This is a genomic window from Salmonella sp. SAL00670 (assembly GCF_046552235.1).
GTDB lineage: Bacteria > Pseudomonadota > Gammaproteobacteria > Enterobacterales > Enterobacteriaceae > Salmonella > Salmonella enterica.
Window position 1 is genome coordinate 318,672 of record NZ_JBGDUO010000002.1, and the last position, 15,232, is coordinate 333,903.

The window sequence follows — 15,232 nt, forward strand, 5'->3', positions numbered from 1 at the left end:
TGTCTCGTCTTCTGCGTAATCGAAAGTGCCCGGTGAAGATAACAAACCGTCCGGAGTAATGAAATGCGATCGCGATCTCATTATGTAAATTCGTTTAAAAATCGCGCTATCTGCGGTGTATTTGCGCAATTCATGAGAAATTAGCGATTTATATGAAAAAAGGGTTGCAACAAAAGCTCAGCGGAGTATAGTGCGCATCCACGGACGCGGGGTGGAGCAGCCTGGTAGCTCGTCGGGCTCATAACCCGAAGGTCGTCGGTTCAAATCCGGCCCCCGCAACCAATTACAATGAGAATGCAAGTTTAGACGGACGCGGGGTGGAGCAGCCTGGTAGCTCGTCGGGCTCATAACCCGAAGGTCGTCGGTTCAAATCCGGCCCCCGCAACCAACTTAATGAACACCCTTACGGGTGTTTTTTTGTATCTGTCGTCTGGTCCGCAACGACAGTGCGGGCAGCATCCTACTTACCCGCGCAATAAACTCGCCGTCATCTCAGGTTAACTTCTTCTCGCCAGCGTCGCCCCATCGGCAAAATACGCTTTAATGCCCGCCAGAATCGACTCTGCGACCTGTTGCTGGAACGTCGCGGTCTTGAGCTTGCGTTCTTCTTCAATGTTACTGATAAACGCCGTCTCGACCAGAATAGATGGAATATCGGGCGCCTTTAACACCGCAAACCCCGCCTGCTCGACCTTGTTTTTATGCAGGTCATTAATTTTACCAAGCTGCTTCAACACCGCTTTACCGAATTTCAAACTATCGGCAATGGTCAGCGATTGCACCATATCGAACATCGTATGGTCGACATAACGGTCACCGCTTTTGCTCACGCCGCCAATTAAGTCCGAGGCGTTCTGCGTTTGCGCCAGATATTTCGCCGCGGTACTGGTGGCGCCTTTGGTCGATAGCGCGAATACGGATGAACCGCTAGGCTGCCGGCTGGTGAAGGCATCCGCATGAATAGAGACAAACAGGTCGGCGCGCTGTTTCTGCGCTTTCGCCACCCGGACTTTTAACGGAATGAAGATGTCTTCATTGCGCGTCATATAGACCTTCATGTTGCCTTCTTTTTCGATCAACGCGCGCAGGCGGCGGGCTATCTGGAGCACCACGTCTTTTTCACGCGTTTTGTATTTGCCTATCGCGCCGGGGTCTTCGCCGCCGTGTCCCGGATCAAGCATAATGACAATGGGACGATCGCGCCCCGCTTTACCGGGCTGCGGCCCGCTTTGCGAAGGCGGCACCTGTTTATCCAGATCGCCTTTATTGTAGTCTTCCAGCAGCGCCAGCAGCGGATCCTGCATATCCTGCGCATTGGCAGGATAAAGATCCATCACCAGACGTTCTTTAAAGCCTGCCACAGGCGCCAGCGCAAATAGCTGCGGCTTCACGTTTTGTTTTAGCTCAAAGACCATACGCACAGTCTTAGGATCAAACTGCCCTACCCTTGCGGATTTGATATACGGATCGTCGCTGCGAATCTGCGCGCCAATGCCTTTAAGCACCGAGTTCAGATTCACATCCTCAATATCTACTACCACGCGGTCCGGGTTACTTAAGGCAAATTGTTTATATTTCAGCAGACGATTCGACTCTACCGTGACGCGGGTATAGCTGGACGCAGGCCAGATACGCACCGCAACGACCTGGCTTACGGCAGCCAGCCCGACCTGGCTCACGCTTAATAGCCACATGGCGCCCGCGCCTTGTAGTAAACGGCGACGGCTGATTGCTGAATTGGCTCCCGACATGCTTCTCCCGAGCAAAAACTAAATAGAGATCATACAAAGTTCATCCAAATTGACCGGAAACTTTAGCGAATGACGCATAATCTGTCATCTATAAAAGGGTAAACATTCTTTTTATATTCACGGCATTACTAAGAAAAGCGATCGGACCGCATAAAATTTACGCTTGCACAGAGGGCAAAAACAGAATAAAAATACACTAATTTCGAATAATAATTCACTAGTGGGGCGCGCAATGATAAAGGAACGTAAAACCGAACTGGTAGAAGGGTTTCGCCATTCAGTTCCCTATATCAACACCCATCGCGGAAAAACCTTTGTCATTATGCTCGGCGGCGAAGCCATTGAGCATGACAATTTTTCCAGCATCGTTAGCGATATCGGGCTACTGCATAGCCTCGGTATTCGCCTTGTCGTGGTGTATGGCGCGCGACCGCAAATCGACGCCAATCTGGCCGCGCATCATCATGAACCGATTTACCACAAAAACACGCGGGTGACGGACGCCAAAGCACTGGAGCTGGTGAAACAGGCCGCCGGTTTACTCCAGCTTGATATTACCGCCCGTCTGTCGATGAGTCTGAACAATACGCCGTTGCAGGGCGCGCACATTAATGTCGTCAGTGGCAATTTCACCATTGCGCAGCCGCTGGGCGTTGATGATGGCGTGGACTACTGTCATAGCGGCCGTATCCGGCGCATTGATGAAGATGCGATCAACCGCCAGTTGGATAACGGCGCGATCGTTCTGATGGGGCCGGTCGCCGTCTCAGTGACCGGCGAAAGTTTTAATCTGACCTCAGAAGAGATTGCCACTCAACTCGCCGTTAAACTGAAAGCGGAAAAAATGATCGGTTTCTGTTCTTCTCAGGGCGTTACCAACAGCGAGGGCGGCATCATTTCTGAACTCTTCCCGAATGAAGCACAGGCGCGGGTGGAAGAGTTGGAAGCGCAGGGCGATTACAACTCCGGAACCGTACGTTTTTTGCGCGGCGCGGTAAAAGCCTGTCGTAGCGGCGTTCGTCGTTGCCATCTGATCAGCTATCAGGAAGATGGCTCGCTATTACAGGAATTGTTCTCGCGTGATGGTATCGGTACGCAGATCGTCATGGAGAGCGCCGAGCAGATCCGCCGCGCCACCATCAACGATATTGGCGGTATTCTGGAGCTTATCCGCCCACTGGAACAGCAGGGCATTCTGGTACGCCGTTCCCGTGAACAACTGGAGATGGAGATCGATAAATTTACCATTATTCAGCGCGATAATATGACTATCGCCTGCGCGGCGCTGTATCCTTTTGTGGAAGAGAAAATAGGCGAAATGGCCTGCGTAGCGGTACATCCGGATTACCGCAGCTCATCGCGTGGAGAAGTGCTTCTGGAGCGGGTTGCCGCCCAGGCGCGGCAAATGGGGCTGCGTAAATTGTTTGTGCTGACGACGCGCAGTATTCACTGGTTCCAGGAGCGCGGTTTTACGCCTGTCGATATAGAGTTACTGCCTGAGAGCAAGAAAAAAATGTATAACTATCAGCGACGTTCAAAGGTGCTGATGGCAGATTTAGGATAACAAGGGGGGCCTGATGGCGCTGCGCTTATCAGGCCTACGCTCGAAAGCATCATTTGGAGGCCGGATAAGACGCTACGCGTCGCCATCCGGCGAGAACTCGTCTTATCCGGTACGACTGACTTCATCAAATAAGGTGGCTAGCCCGCTGCGCCGCTCCGTACGCGTCACAATCGCGCCTGCCAGGATCCGTTCATCGGCATACAGCGATAACCGCCGCCGCGCTCGCGTAACCGCGGTATACACCAGCTCCCGCGTCACGACCGGCGAACGCTGGCTGGGTAAAATCAGCGCGGCGTGATCAAATTCAGACCCCTGTGATTTATGTACCGTCATCGCCCAGGTTGTATCATGTTCCGGCAGACGGCTGGGCTGAACGGACTTGATCGTGCCGTCCGGCATCACAAACCAGACGCGTAACCCCTGCCCGCGATCGAGCGCAATACCAATATCGCCGTTAAATAGCCCCAACGCGCTATCGTTGCGCGCAATCATTACCGGACGCCCTTCGTACCAGCGAGAATGCGGGTGCCGCTGAATTTTTCGTTGCTGCACCATCGCCTGCTCAATGCGGTCATTCAATCCCCTCACGCCAAATGGGCCTTCGCGCAGCGCACAAAGCAGTTGATACTCATTGAAAGCCTGAAGGATTGCCTCCGGCGTCGCTTTTTCATGCAGCAACCGCAGGTAGCGACCATAGCCCGCCAGCGCTTCATCCAGCATCCCGGCATAATCGTCGCTGCTTTGCAATGTACGCTTCTCTATATCGCTAAACCCCTGCTGAAAAACAGCCTGGATTGCCGACCTGTCGCCGCAGTTAATCGCCGCCGCCAGCTTGCCGATACCAGAATCGCTGCCGAAACGGTAGCTCTTTTGCAACAAACAGAGGCTATCGCGTAAAGACGCGGCTTGCGTTCCGGCCCCCGCCGGAATGGCGCTCCCTGTTAGTCGACTTAGCTGTCGGGCGCGTTCCGCCGTAAACCCTGCGTTGACATAGGCGCAAATATCGCCCAACACAGCGCCCGCCTCAACGGATGCCAACTGATCGCGATCGCCAAGAAAAATGACCCGTCCGTGCGGCGGCAGAGCGTCAATCAAACGTGACATCATCGGCAAATCAATCATTGATGCCTCATCGACCACCAGCACGTCCAGATGCAGCGGGTTGCCCGCATGATGGCGTAATCGCTGGCTGCCGGGCTGTGCGCCCAGCAGTCGGTGCAGCGTACTGGCGTCCTCCGGTATACGCTTTTTCTGCGCATCGGTAAGAGGAAGCTGACACAACGCCGCGCCAAGCGACTCCGTCAGGCGTGCGGCCGCTTTCCCGGTCGGCGCCGCCAGCCGGATACGGCAACGTTCGCCATCCGCCATTTGAATTAATGCCGCCAGCAGCTTCGCGACGGTGGTGGTTTTACCGGTGCCGGGACCGCCTGAAATCACGGAGATACGGCGAGTTAGCGCTACGGCGGCGGCCACCTTTTGCCAGTTCACCTCGTCTGTCGGAGGGAATAGCGCGTCCAGAATACGGGATAACTGATCTTCATCTACGGCGATGGCCTGGTTAACCTCGTTAAAAAAGCGCGCAACCGTACGTTCGTTGCACCACATGCGATTCAGGTAGAGACGCTCGCCGCACAGAATTAACGGCGCGGGGCTATCGCCACAGCTAACCGCCGCAGACGCCAGTAACCGTTTTTTCCAGTCGATTGGCGTAGTCGTTTCGCTTATCCAGGCGACCAGTAAGGGATGCGCCTCCTCCGTTAACGTTAAACGCGACAACGGCAGACACACGTGACCTTCACCTGCGTCATGACTAAGCAGCGCTGCCGCCAGCGTCACGGCGGGATCGTCGTTACCGGCGACGGTTAAAGCAAACTGGGCATCAATGGGCCGTAAGAGTTTTTGTTCAACGGCCTCCAGCAACCGCTCCTGGATTGTCATTGCGCCTCCTCACTCATTTCACCTGCAAACATATCATCCAGTTGGTTAATTAACGCCGCCGCAGGACGAGTGGTAAAAATACCCTGCTGCGGACGTTCGCTATCCACCCCGCGTAAAAAGAGATAGATGACGCCGCCGAAATGGCGTTCATAGTCGTAATTCGCCATTCGATGACGAAGGTAACGGTGCAATGCCAGCGTATAAAGCTGGTACTGCAAATCATAGCGATGCGCCTGCATCGCCGCAGCCATCGCCGTCTGGGTATAAGCGGCGCTATCCTCGCCCAGCCAGTTAGATTTATAGTCGAGCAAGTAATAGCGCCCCTCATAACGGAACACCAGGTCGATAAAGCCCTTTAACATGCCGCGAACCTGCATGAAATCCAGCGCAGGGCAACCTGCTGAAAGCGGGTCGTACCGACGAATCAACGCATCCAGCTCTCCGGCGGTAAGCGGCTGGGCAATCGGCAGATAAAACTCCATTTCGACCTGTTTTTCACGCTCGGTCAGCACGCTCAGACTAACGCCCGTCTCGTTAAGGGGAACGTGTAACACGGTGTCCAGCCAGCGGGTAAGTACGGGCTCCCATCGCGTTTCAAAACCACTCAGCTCCAGTTTTTCCTGTACCCATTGGGGGTCTATCGGTTGAGTAAAATCAAGCTCTTCAAACAGGCTGTGCAAAAATGTTCCCGGCGATGCCCCGCGAGGAAAGTGATGCGGCGTCATTGCCGGCGCTTCCGCCGCTTCGCCAACGCCTGCGGCGTCAATGTCGAGACGAGGAATAAGATCTTGCGCCACGCTATGTCCCCGCTGCTGCAAACCGGAATAACTGGTGACGCGCCAGCTATCATAAAGCAGGCGTTGCAGCGTTCTGGCGCTGAGTTCCGCGTGCGATGCAGCGGCAATTTGCCAGCGGTCGTTATCCGTGTTGCCTGGCGTTCGACACACGATATCCTCGTCGCATAGCGCCTCAATACAGGCGCGAAGGCCTGCGGCATCCATCGGTTCGCCTTTTTGCAGGAGTCGCCCAAGCGCGCTTTGGTGCACATCCGTCTCGCCTTTCTTATCGCTGCGACGCCGTACCAGCGGCGCGACGCCGAGGCTGCAATGCCACACTGCACGGGTCAGCGCGACATAAAGTAGGCGCAGGTCTTCCGCCAGGCGTTCGGCTTCCGCCAGTGCTATGCTCTCTTCGGCGTGACTAAGGTCCAGCACCGCCTCGTAGGAGTGCCTGTCGTGATAAAAAGCCTGGTCCTGCACGCGGAAATGGGTGATAAAAGGTAACCAGACCAGCGGGTATTCCAGACCTTTCGATTTATGAATGGTGACGATTTGCACCAGATGCTTATCGCTTTCCAGACGTAGTTGCTGGCTGGAAGCATTGCTATCGGGTTCAAGGATATGTTGCGCCAGCCAACGCACCAGCGCATGTTCGCTTTCCAGCTGCGAACCGGCTTCCTGTAACAGCTCGCTAATATGCAAAATATCCGTCAGCCGACGTTCGCCTCCCGCCGTCGCCAGCAGGTTTTCAGCAATATTGCGCGCCGACATTAGCGCGCGCAGCATAGGCATCACGCCGCGTTTATGCCAAATCTGCCGGTAGCCATCAAACTCTTCGACAACCGTATCCCACGCATTTTCATCATTGTTAAGCGTTTCGATATCCAGCGCGGTAAGGCCCATCATTGATGTCGCCAGAGCGCTACGCAGCGTATTCTCACGTTCGGGCGCCATCACCGCCTGCAACACCCACAGCATCTCCTGCGCTTCGAGCGTTTCGAATACGCTGTCGCGGTTAGAAAGATAGACGGAGGGGATCGCCAGTAAGGTCAGCGCATCCCGTATCAGCGCGGCTTCCCGCCTGCTGCGCACCAGCACGCTAATATCCGAGGCGCGAACGGGCCGCGACGAATCGCCGTTCGTCAGCAGCGCGTCGCCCGTTTGCCCGGCACGCAGCCAGTCGCGAATTTGCGTGGCGCACACCTGCGCCATATAACTTTGATAATCGCCCGAACCGCAGCTTTCTCCCTCCATTAGCCACAGGGTCATCGCCGGTTGAGGCGCGTCATTCACTTTAAATTGCAGCGACTGGTTTCTGGGCGCAAACTTTACCGGACTGAAGGGAATATCGCGGAACATAAAGGTGTCATTCATCTGACTGAACAGCTTGTTAACGCTATTCACCATCCCCGGCGCGGAGCGCCAGTTAGTGTCAAGGGTATAGTGCGCGCTCACTTCGCTGCGAGCCTTCATGTAGGTAAAGATATCCGCGCCACGAAACGCATAAATCGCCTGTTTAGGATCGCCAATCAGCAATAGCGCCGTATCGGGTTGATGTCGCCAGATACGGCGAAAAATACGGTACTGTTGTGGGTCGGTATCCTGAAATTCATCGATCATCGCCACCGGAAAACGGGTACGAATCGCCGCAGCCAGCGCCTCGCCGCTTTCACTACGCAGCGCGGTATCTAAACGGCTGAGCATATCGTCAAACCCCAGCTCGCCGCGCCGGCGTTTTTCCTGAGCCACCGTTTCACGGATCTCTGATAGCGCTCGGGTAAGAACCAGATCTTTAATCGATAGCGGTTCGCCCAACAGGTTATCGATGGCGACAAACAATGGGTGCTGGGGCGTCACGCCGCCAGCTTTGGTGCGCTCAGCTAAAAAACGCTGTGAAAATTTTCCCAACGCCTCGGGTAATTGATAGTTTTTCGTCTCTTCTTGCGCCCACGCGGTGATCTTTTCGATCCATTTCGCCTGATTGCCGCGGTTGAACTTTCTGCGATCGATGCCGGATGATTCGATCAGCGCGTCCAGCTCGCTAACCGCCTCACACCACTGCTGCTTCACCTGGTTGATGCGCGCCAGGATCTGTTCATGACGCGATGCCAGCGTCTCCTCCTGCGATGGCGGCGCTTTAATGACCGGCGCTTCGCCCTGCAGATAACGATCGATATCCTTTAAGAGCGCCTTCGGTCCCTTCCACACGTCAAACACCACCTGCGCGATGTCGCGCGGCAGCGGATAGCAATGACGCCGCCAGAAATCGGCGCAGGCCTGATAACGCAACAAAGATTCGTCTTCAATAAGCTGTTGCTCAAACAACATACCGGATTCGAAAGCGTTCAGGCTGAGCATACGCTGGCAAAAACCGTGGATGGTAAAAACCGCGGCCTCGTCCATTTGTCGTTCCGCCAGTAATAACCACTGTGCGGCCTGCTTTTTGTCGCTAATTTCTTCCAGCAAGCGGGCATAAAGCGGATTATCCGTGCTTTCCCGCAGACAGGCGATGCGCAACTCATGGATATTACTGCGGATTCGCCCACGCAGCTCTTCAGTGGCGGCCTCCGTAAAGGTTACCACCAGCAGTTCTTCAACGGTCAACGGACGGGGAAATGCGGCGCTGCCGCCTAAACCGAGCAGTAGCCGCAGATACAGCGCCGCGATAGTAAACGTTTTGCCTGTGCCCGCTGATGCTTCAATCAAACGCTCGCCTGTCAGGGGCAAGCGCAGAGGATCAAGAGTCTCGGCGACATCATTCATTCTTTTCGCTCATTAGAGGTAACGTTTGCTGCAAAGCGCTGACGTTATCCCACACTTTCCAGCCTGTCGGATGCACGTATTCTGCTTTTCCATTCTGGCTACCGGCAATCTGTGACAATATTGCCATACCTTGTGGTTCCACCACCGCCTGGTGGAAGAAATCGGCAAGCTTTTGTGGCGTCAGCAATTTTATCTGAGCGATGATTTTATCACGCGAGTCAAAGCGCATATTACCCCGATCGAAATCCTTGCTTAAACGGGATGCTTCTTCGCCCAACGTTTGCGGCGCCTGGCGCATTTGCGTAATGATCGCCTGCTGAATTTGGGCGAACTCTTCCGGCTTCATCGCCCTCAGCTTCGCCTCGGCGTCAGGGAAAAATGCCTGATAGCGTTGCCACAGGTAAGAGGGCTGTTTATCGTTGCTCTGTAGCAGGAACCCCATTCCCCACTGACGGCCAACGCTCATCGGAAAGGCGAAAACGGCGTATCCCAGTTGCTCTTCGGTTCGTAGCTGATTGTAAAACCACGGTTGAACAATCTGACCTAACATCGCGCTGTAGGCAGCGCTGACGTACTCGTCGTAGCCGACCGGAACAAAGACCGCGGCTAACGCGGAGTCGGTGCTACTGCCCGCTTTTTCAAATATTACGGACTGCTTTTTCTCAACCACCACGTCTTTGTTGCGACACCACGCCGATCCGTTCGCCGCGAGCTGTTTTTGAACATCTTGCGCCAGAGAGGTCGCCTGGGCTTCGCTCATATTCCCTATAACCAGAAATTCCGGACGAGCGCCCGTTTTTAACGCATTACGATAGGCCATTACCTCTTTCAACGTAATGGACGGCAGCAAAGCGCGACGTTCATCACGGGAAAAATAAGGCACCTGCGAAATCATCTGCACCGGCATAATCGCCTGCTCGTAGGCTTTTCCCTTCTCCGCAGAATCCATCATCTGCGTATACCAGGATTTCGCCTGCGCCAGCTGTTCCTCCGTGGCGTCGTAGCTAAAATATCCTTCCAGCAACGCCAGGAAAAGCTGCGGCAAACGCTGGGTATAACCGTTCGCAGTGACCATCAGACCATTGTTGGCGTTAGTAGAAAAGCTAATGCCGCCCACTGCCGCCTGGTTGCTGAGCTGATCGAGCGCCATTCCCGCCAGATAATCATTAAGGGCGAACAGTACCTGATTGCGGGCGCTGTCCATCGCCTGCGGGTTACGCAATACCACGCTCACGTCAGCTTTTGGCTCGCTGGCGAAATAACGACTCGGCGCATAAACCACGCGCAAATCCGCTTTATCGACAATCAGTTCTGGCCGCACGTAGTTTTTGTCATTCTTAACAAGCGTAAAATCATCAGGAATATAGGGGTTTAACTCCGGCAGCGACAACGCAATGCCCTGTGCTTTTTGCTGCCAGTTTTTAAACGTCTGTTCGCTAATCTTATCGACCTGATAAGGCGCATCCACAAAATACGCCGTCTTATTATGGGGTTCCTGGGGACTGATGTACCAGATGCGCGCATTCTGCGGCGTCATCATCGCCAGGCGATTTTTGATAGCGGCAGGATCGTAACGATCGGCGATATTCGCCGCATCCAGCGTATGCGCTACCGGGACGCGGATCATAGTGTCCGCCAGCCATTCGACATAGTCCATATCGCGGGTAATCGACGGATAGCGGAAGTCGAGATCCAGCACATGCGCCAGCTCGTCAAAGTAACGTTTATCTATCCCTTTTTCACGTAACATATTGAGATAGCTGAAAATAGCCGCGACGACTTCATCACGATTGGCTAAACCTTTATCGGTCAGCGTTGCCGAAATGGCAAATACGCCGCTGTTACCATTAACAATCGGATCGGAATCCGCGCTAATACCTTCGACCAGTCCTTGTTTTTGCAGCCAGTCAGAGAGCGTCCCTGGGCTACGATTGCCAATTAGATAAGAGACCAGTTCATCGGTCTTGCTGCGGAACTGCGCGCTATTGTTATCAATACGAAACTCCACGCGCAGCACTTTACGCGGTAGTGCCGGCACGTAATGAATAATGATGCCCTTCTGCGCCTCGGTGATGACAGGTACGGTAATTTCCGGTTTTTTAATCTGTTTATTCGGCACGCGACCATAGGTTGCGGCGGCAATACTCGCCAGTTCCGGCAAGGGTTTATTACTGTAAATCACCGCCTTCATCAGATTAGATGAATAGTATTTTTCATGAAAAGCGATCAACGCCTGTTGCACCGGATTTCCCGGCTTATCGCTTAGCGTTTCCAGATTGCCGCCAGAAAAGTGCGAGCCTGGATGCGCCGGGTTAATGGTTTCGGCGCTTACCTGCGCCATACGCATACCGTCGCGGGTGCGCGCCATCGTCAGCTCGGCATTCACCGCGTTTCGTTCGCGTTCGGCATACTTTTTATTGAGCAATGGCGCGGCAATGGCGTCGGCCAGTCGATCTACGGCACCTGGAAGCGCGTCGTTTTCAACCTCCAGGTAGAAGGCTGTTCGATAAGGCGCGGTGCTGGCGTTGTGGCTACCGCCATGTCTTTTAAGGTATTCGGCAAGGCTATCCGCCTGCGGATATTTTTTTGACCCCATCAGGCACATATGCTCAAGATAATGAGCAAGCCCCTGATGAGCCTCAGGATCTTCAAGCGATCCAACGGGCACCACTAACGCTGAAAGCGACTTTACAGCCTGCGGATCGGATACGAGCAACACCACCATGTCATTATCAAGACGTATCGCCTGATACTGCCGGGTATCTTTATCGCTTTTACGGATAGTTTCTTGCAGCGGTTGCCAACCGATATCCGCCTGAACTGCAGGCCCCCAGAGGGCGACCAATAACAATAACGCTTTGAACCAGGTGCTGCGGGGCATTCACGGACCTCATCATTAACTTTCATTCCCACTCATCTGTATGGTCACGTAAACCATCGACCTGAGCAGAACGGGATATTATTGTGCTGAACCAGGCAGCATTTTTTTATCAGTAATCAGTCCGTGACGAAGAGCGCATCATAGTCGAAGCCTTTTAATGGCGCGATTTTCATACAATCAACGAGACTGATTAAAACGAAACAGCGGTAACAGGTAATGCCGTGACTGCGCAATGATAGCCTGCAACGTTTCAGATTCCAGCTGACGCCAAAGACGTTGATACCAGATATCTTCGCCTTCGCCGCTCACCATCATGTTGCCTTCATAAGCCTGTAGAAACTTTGTCCTGGCCTTCTGTAAAGTATCATCGTCGTCTAACATGACATCATTTTCAGCGTCATAACAGGCTTTTATCCATGCGCCGCCGCTTTCCGGCAGTACCAATAGCGGAGAAGACATGCCTTCCCGGTAGCCTTCAATCAGTTGCGCCAGGTAAGCCATTGCCTGCGTTTTATCAAGAGGCGGAAATCGCCACTCTCCCTCTTTACGCAAAAACAGGCGACTTTCGCCACTACCGCCGCTGGCACAATAGACAAGGTGTTCCAGCCAAAGTTGCACACCTTGCGCCACGCTGATTAAAGCGGGACGCCAGCGCAATAATCCATCCTCCTGTACCTGCGGCAGCCAGCCGGTTAGCTGAACGCCATTGCAAAGCAGATCCACTTCCAGGCTTTGGCTCGGCTTACGGCAGGCGATGACCCGGCTTGCCAGTTGCTGCATCTCCTGACATTGCGCATCCCAGAATATTTCGCCAAACGCGCCGTAAGGCAACTCTCCCGCAGCCCGGAAACGGCGGAACAAGCGTTCGGCGTCGTCCTCTTCAACCAGCGTATTGAGCAACTGTTGGTTAAGTTGATATCGCGTCAATCCCTCTAATTCAAACGGTTCCGCATCAGGAATCTCACTCTCTTCCGAGCGGAAATTAACCTGAAGCCGCATCTGAAAAAATGCGCGTACCGGATGGGCCCAAAAACGCTGCAGACTTTCCAGAGTCAATGTTTCCGGCATCGTAAAAGGAAGCGGCTGCACAAAGTCAGAATGCGCTTTTCCCGACTGACTCGCCGCGGGCAACCACTCTCTGGCATAACTTTGCTGTTCGCCGGGTTGGTAATTTTGCGCATCAAAAGGCATACGGGTATGCAGACGCGTAATATGCGCTTTGACTCGTGCTTCGCTCTCATCGCAGGTCAGCGTTTCGTCGCCCGGCAAATAGTGGCTTTGTCCGATGTAATCCACCAATTCTTGCACCAGTACAGAGGGAAAGCGTTCGCTATTATCCTGGATGGAGCGACCGATGTAGCTGATATACAGCGTCTGCTGCGCCGAGATTAACGCTTCCAGAAACAGGTAGCGGTCATCGTCGCGACGGCTACGATCCCCGCGCATGGGTTTTTGGCTCATCAGGTCAAAGCCCAACGGCGCAAGCTGGCGCGGGTATACGCCGTCGTTCATTCCCAGCAGGCAAACGACTCTAAACGGAATGGAACGCATCGGCATCAGCGTACAAATATTGATGGGGCCCGCCAGGAAGCGCTGGCTAATACGTTCCTGATCCAGACGCTGCGCCAGTTCATCCCGCAGTAGCGAAATCGGTACCGCGTCGCCATATTCCGCCGCGACGCCTTCGGCGATAATGGCCTGCCACTGCTGTTCAATCAATGTCATTGCCGCTTCCGTGTCCGCATCGGGCAGGAAGAAATCATTGAGCATATCGCGACAAACGGGCAGCCACTCTTCCAGCGGTCGCTCCTGCGCCAGACCGCGCCGCCAGATATTAAGCTGCATCAGCAGCGAAGCCAGATGCCCGACCAGCTCAGCAATCAGACCGCTGGATTCGTCATAAGGCAGAACCGACTGCCACTCGCCCTGGGCGCTTTCCATCGCATACCCCAGCAGCATACGCGTCAGGCCAAATTGCCACGTATGCTGCCCCGTGGCAGGAAGTTCCAGCTCGCGTACGTTGTCATCGTCAATTCCCCAGCGAATGCCTGACTCATTGACCCACAAGCGCAAATAACGCAGCCCTTCTTCGTTGATCGTAAAGCGGGCAGCCAATACCGGTACGTCTAACAACGCCAGAACATCCTCGGAGACGAAGCGGCTGTCCGGTAACGAAAGCAGGCTGATAAATGCCTGTAACACCGGATGTGACTGACGCGCCCGCCGATCGGAAATGGCATAAGGCAGATAGCGCTCCGTTGGCGCGCTACCAAATACCGCCTGGATAAACGGGCTATAGCTGTCAATATCAGCCACCATAACGATAATGTCGCGCGGCGTTAGCGTCGGATCGGCTTCCAGCATCGCCAGCAGGCGATCGTGCAGTATTTCCACCTCGCGCTGCGGGCTGTGACAAACGTGAAAAGAGAGGCTGTTATCCTCGGGATCGAGCAGACGCTTATTGTCGCTGCGCGAATACTCCTCAAGATTTACGCCCGCCACCGCATGGCTTTCCAGTTCAAGAATATCCGCCTGAATCCGATGCAAAAGATTATCTGGCGTAATATCAACAAACGCATCCAGTTCCTGGCTGTTTTCCAGTTCAGATAGCAGGTAGATATAATCCCGCCCCAGTTTTCCCCATGAGGCCAGTAGCGGATTACCGATATCCTGTTCACCGTCGCTGTTAAATAAGGCTTCCGGATTCTGGTTTTCACGGAACAACGGTAAATGACGGTCTTCAAAACTGTGACGACGCTGGCGAGCCATGAGTTTTGCCAGCCAGGCTGGGTCTTTTATATCCCCCCAGTAATACCGACACGGATTAGTAAAAAGGAGATGGATTTCAATATGTTTACCCAGCGCCTGCAATGCTCTGAGATACACTGGCGGTAACGCGGAAATGCCGCAAATAAAAACGCGGGACGGCAACCCTGGCGGGCAGGCGGTCGCGCTTTCCAGCGTTTGAATAAAGCGTTGGTAGAGATTGGCGCGATGCCAGCGCGGCTGCCCCAGCGCGGCGGTATATTCCACCAATGCTTTCCACAACGGCGCCTGCCAGTTTTGCGCCTCTCCCAGACCTTCCACGGTTTTTCCCGCTTCCCACTGCGTAAGCCAGTCAGGCCGATAAACCAGATACTGATCGAACAGGTCGGCGGCGCGCGCGGAAAGCTGAAAGAGTTTGCGTTTATCGGTGTCGTCGGTCAGATAATGGCGCAGCAGTACAAACTCATCCTTATCCAGCAACTGCGGCAGCAAGGTCATCAGTTTCCAGCTCATGCTTTGTTTGCTGAAAGCGCTTTCTTTGGGAATATCCGGCAACACGCGGACAAACATCTCCCAGATAAAACTCGCCGGTAACGGAAAAGCGATATTCGCCGCAATACCAAACTTTTGTGAAAGGGTCATCTGCAGCCACTGCGCCATACCCGTGCTTTGTACCAGAATCATTTCTGGTTCAAAGGGATCATCCAGCCGCTCGCGTTCGACGATGAATTCCATCAACGCTTCCAGCACATCCAGACGATTGGAGTGGTAGACCCTTAACATAATTACT

The 15,232-nt window shown here is 54.0% G+C and carries 6 protein-coding genes and 2 tRNA genes; 3 read left to right on the plus strand and 5 right to left on the minus strand.

Going from position 1 to position 15,232, the window contains the following annotated elements; translation table 11 throughout:
- Nucleotides 1–205: 205 nt before the first annotated feature.
- Both ACLJRS_RS08960 and ACLJRS_RS08965 read left to right on the plus strand, forming a co-directional pair.
- Nucleotides 206–282, plus strand: a tRNA-Met gene (locus tag ACLJRS_RS08960).
- A gap of 29 nt (nucleotides 283–311) precedes the next feature.
- A tRNA-Met gene (locus ACLJRS_RS08965) sits at nucleotides 312–388 on the plus strand.
- 109 nt (nucleotides 389–497) lie between these two features.
- Here ACLJRS_RS08965 and amiC read toward each other — a convergent pair.
- Nucleotides 498–1,751, minus strand: coding sequence for an N-acetylmuramoyl-L-alanine amidase AmiC (gene amiC / locus ACLJRS_RS08970; protein ID WP_000011919.1), 1,254 nt, complete (start codon nucleotides 1,749–1,751; stop codon nucleotides 498–500).
- A 232-nt stretch (nucleotides 1,752–1,983) separates the two neighbouring features.
- On the opposite strand from amiC, the gene argA reads away from it, so the two are divergent.
- The gene (gene argA / locus ACLJRS_RS08975; RefSeq protein ID WP_000588964.1) at nucleotides 1,984–3,315 is read left to right on the plus strand and encodes an amino-acid N-acetyltransferase; all 1,332 of its coding nucleotides are present in this window, start codon (nucleotides 1,984–1,986) and stop codon (nucleotides 3,313–3,315) included.
- Between the two features lie 102 nt (nucleotides 3,316–3,417).
- On the opposite strand, the gene recD is transcribed toward argA, so the two are convergent.
- The 4 genes from recD to recC all read right to left on the minus strand — a co-directional run bounded on the left by recD (nucleotide 3,418) and on the right by recC (nucleotide 15,225).
- On the minus strand, nucleotides 3,418–5,253 hold the full coding sequence (gene recD / locus ACLJRS_RS08980; protein WP_410957782.1) for an exodeoxyribonuclease V subunit alpha: 1,836 nt from the start codon (nucleotides 5,251–5,253) through the stop codon (nucleotides 3,418–3,420).
- Entirely contained in the window at nucleotides 5,250–8,795 is a 3,546-nt protein-coding gene (gene recB, locus ACLJRS_RS08985) for an exodeoxyribonuclease V subunit beta (RefSeq protein WP_001000545.1), read from the minus strand. Before recB ends, recD begins: the two co-directional genes overlap by 4 nt.
- Entirely contained in the window at nucleotides 8,788–11,676 is a 2,889-nt protein-coding gene (gene ptrA, locus ACLJRS_RS08990; protein ID WP_001138254.1) for a pitrilysin, read from the minus strand. Before ptrA ends, recB begins: the two co-directional genes overlap by 8 nt.
- 177 nt (nucleotides 11,677–11,853) lie before the next feature.
- Nucleotides 11,854–15,225 (minus strand): exodeoxyribonuclease V subunit gamma, encoded by a 3,372-nt coding sequence (gene recC, locus ACLJRS_RS08995; protein WP_000946832.1) that lies wholly within the window; start codon nucleotides 15,223–15,225, stop codon nucleotides 11,854–11,856.
- Nucleotides 15,226–15,232 lie beyond the last annotated feature (7 nt).

Excerpts from the sequence above, each read along its gene's own strand:
- recB (WP_001000545.1), bottom strand. The coding sequence starts at position 8,795 with ATGAATGATGTCGCCGAGACTCTTGATCCTCTGCGCTTGCCCCTGACA.
- argA (WP_000588964.1), top strand. The coding sequence starts at position 1,984 with ATGATAAAGGAACGTAAAACCGAACTGGTAGAAGGGTTTCGCCATTCA.
- recC (WP_000946832.1), bottom strand. The coding sequence starts at position 15,225 with ATGTTAAGGGTCTACCACTCCAATCGTCTGGATGTGCTGGAAGCGTTG.
- recD (WP_410957782.1), bottom strand. The coding sequence starts at position 5,253 with ATGACAATCCAGGAGCGGTTGCTGGAGGCCGTTGAACAAAAACTCTTA.
- amiC (WP_000011919.1), bottom strand. The coding sequence starts at position 1,751 with ATGTCGGGAGCCAATTCAGCAATCAGCCGTCGCCGTTTACTACAAGGC.
- ptrA (WP_001138254.1), bottom strand. The coding sequence starts at position 11,676 with ATGCCCCGCAGCACCTGGTTCAAAGCGTTATTGTTATTGGTCGCCCTC.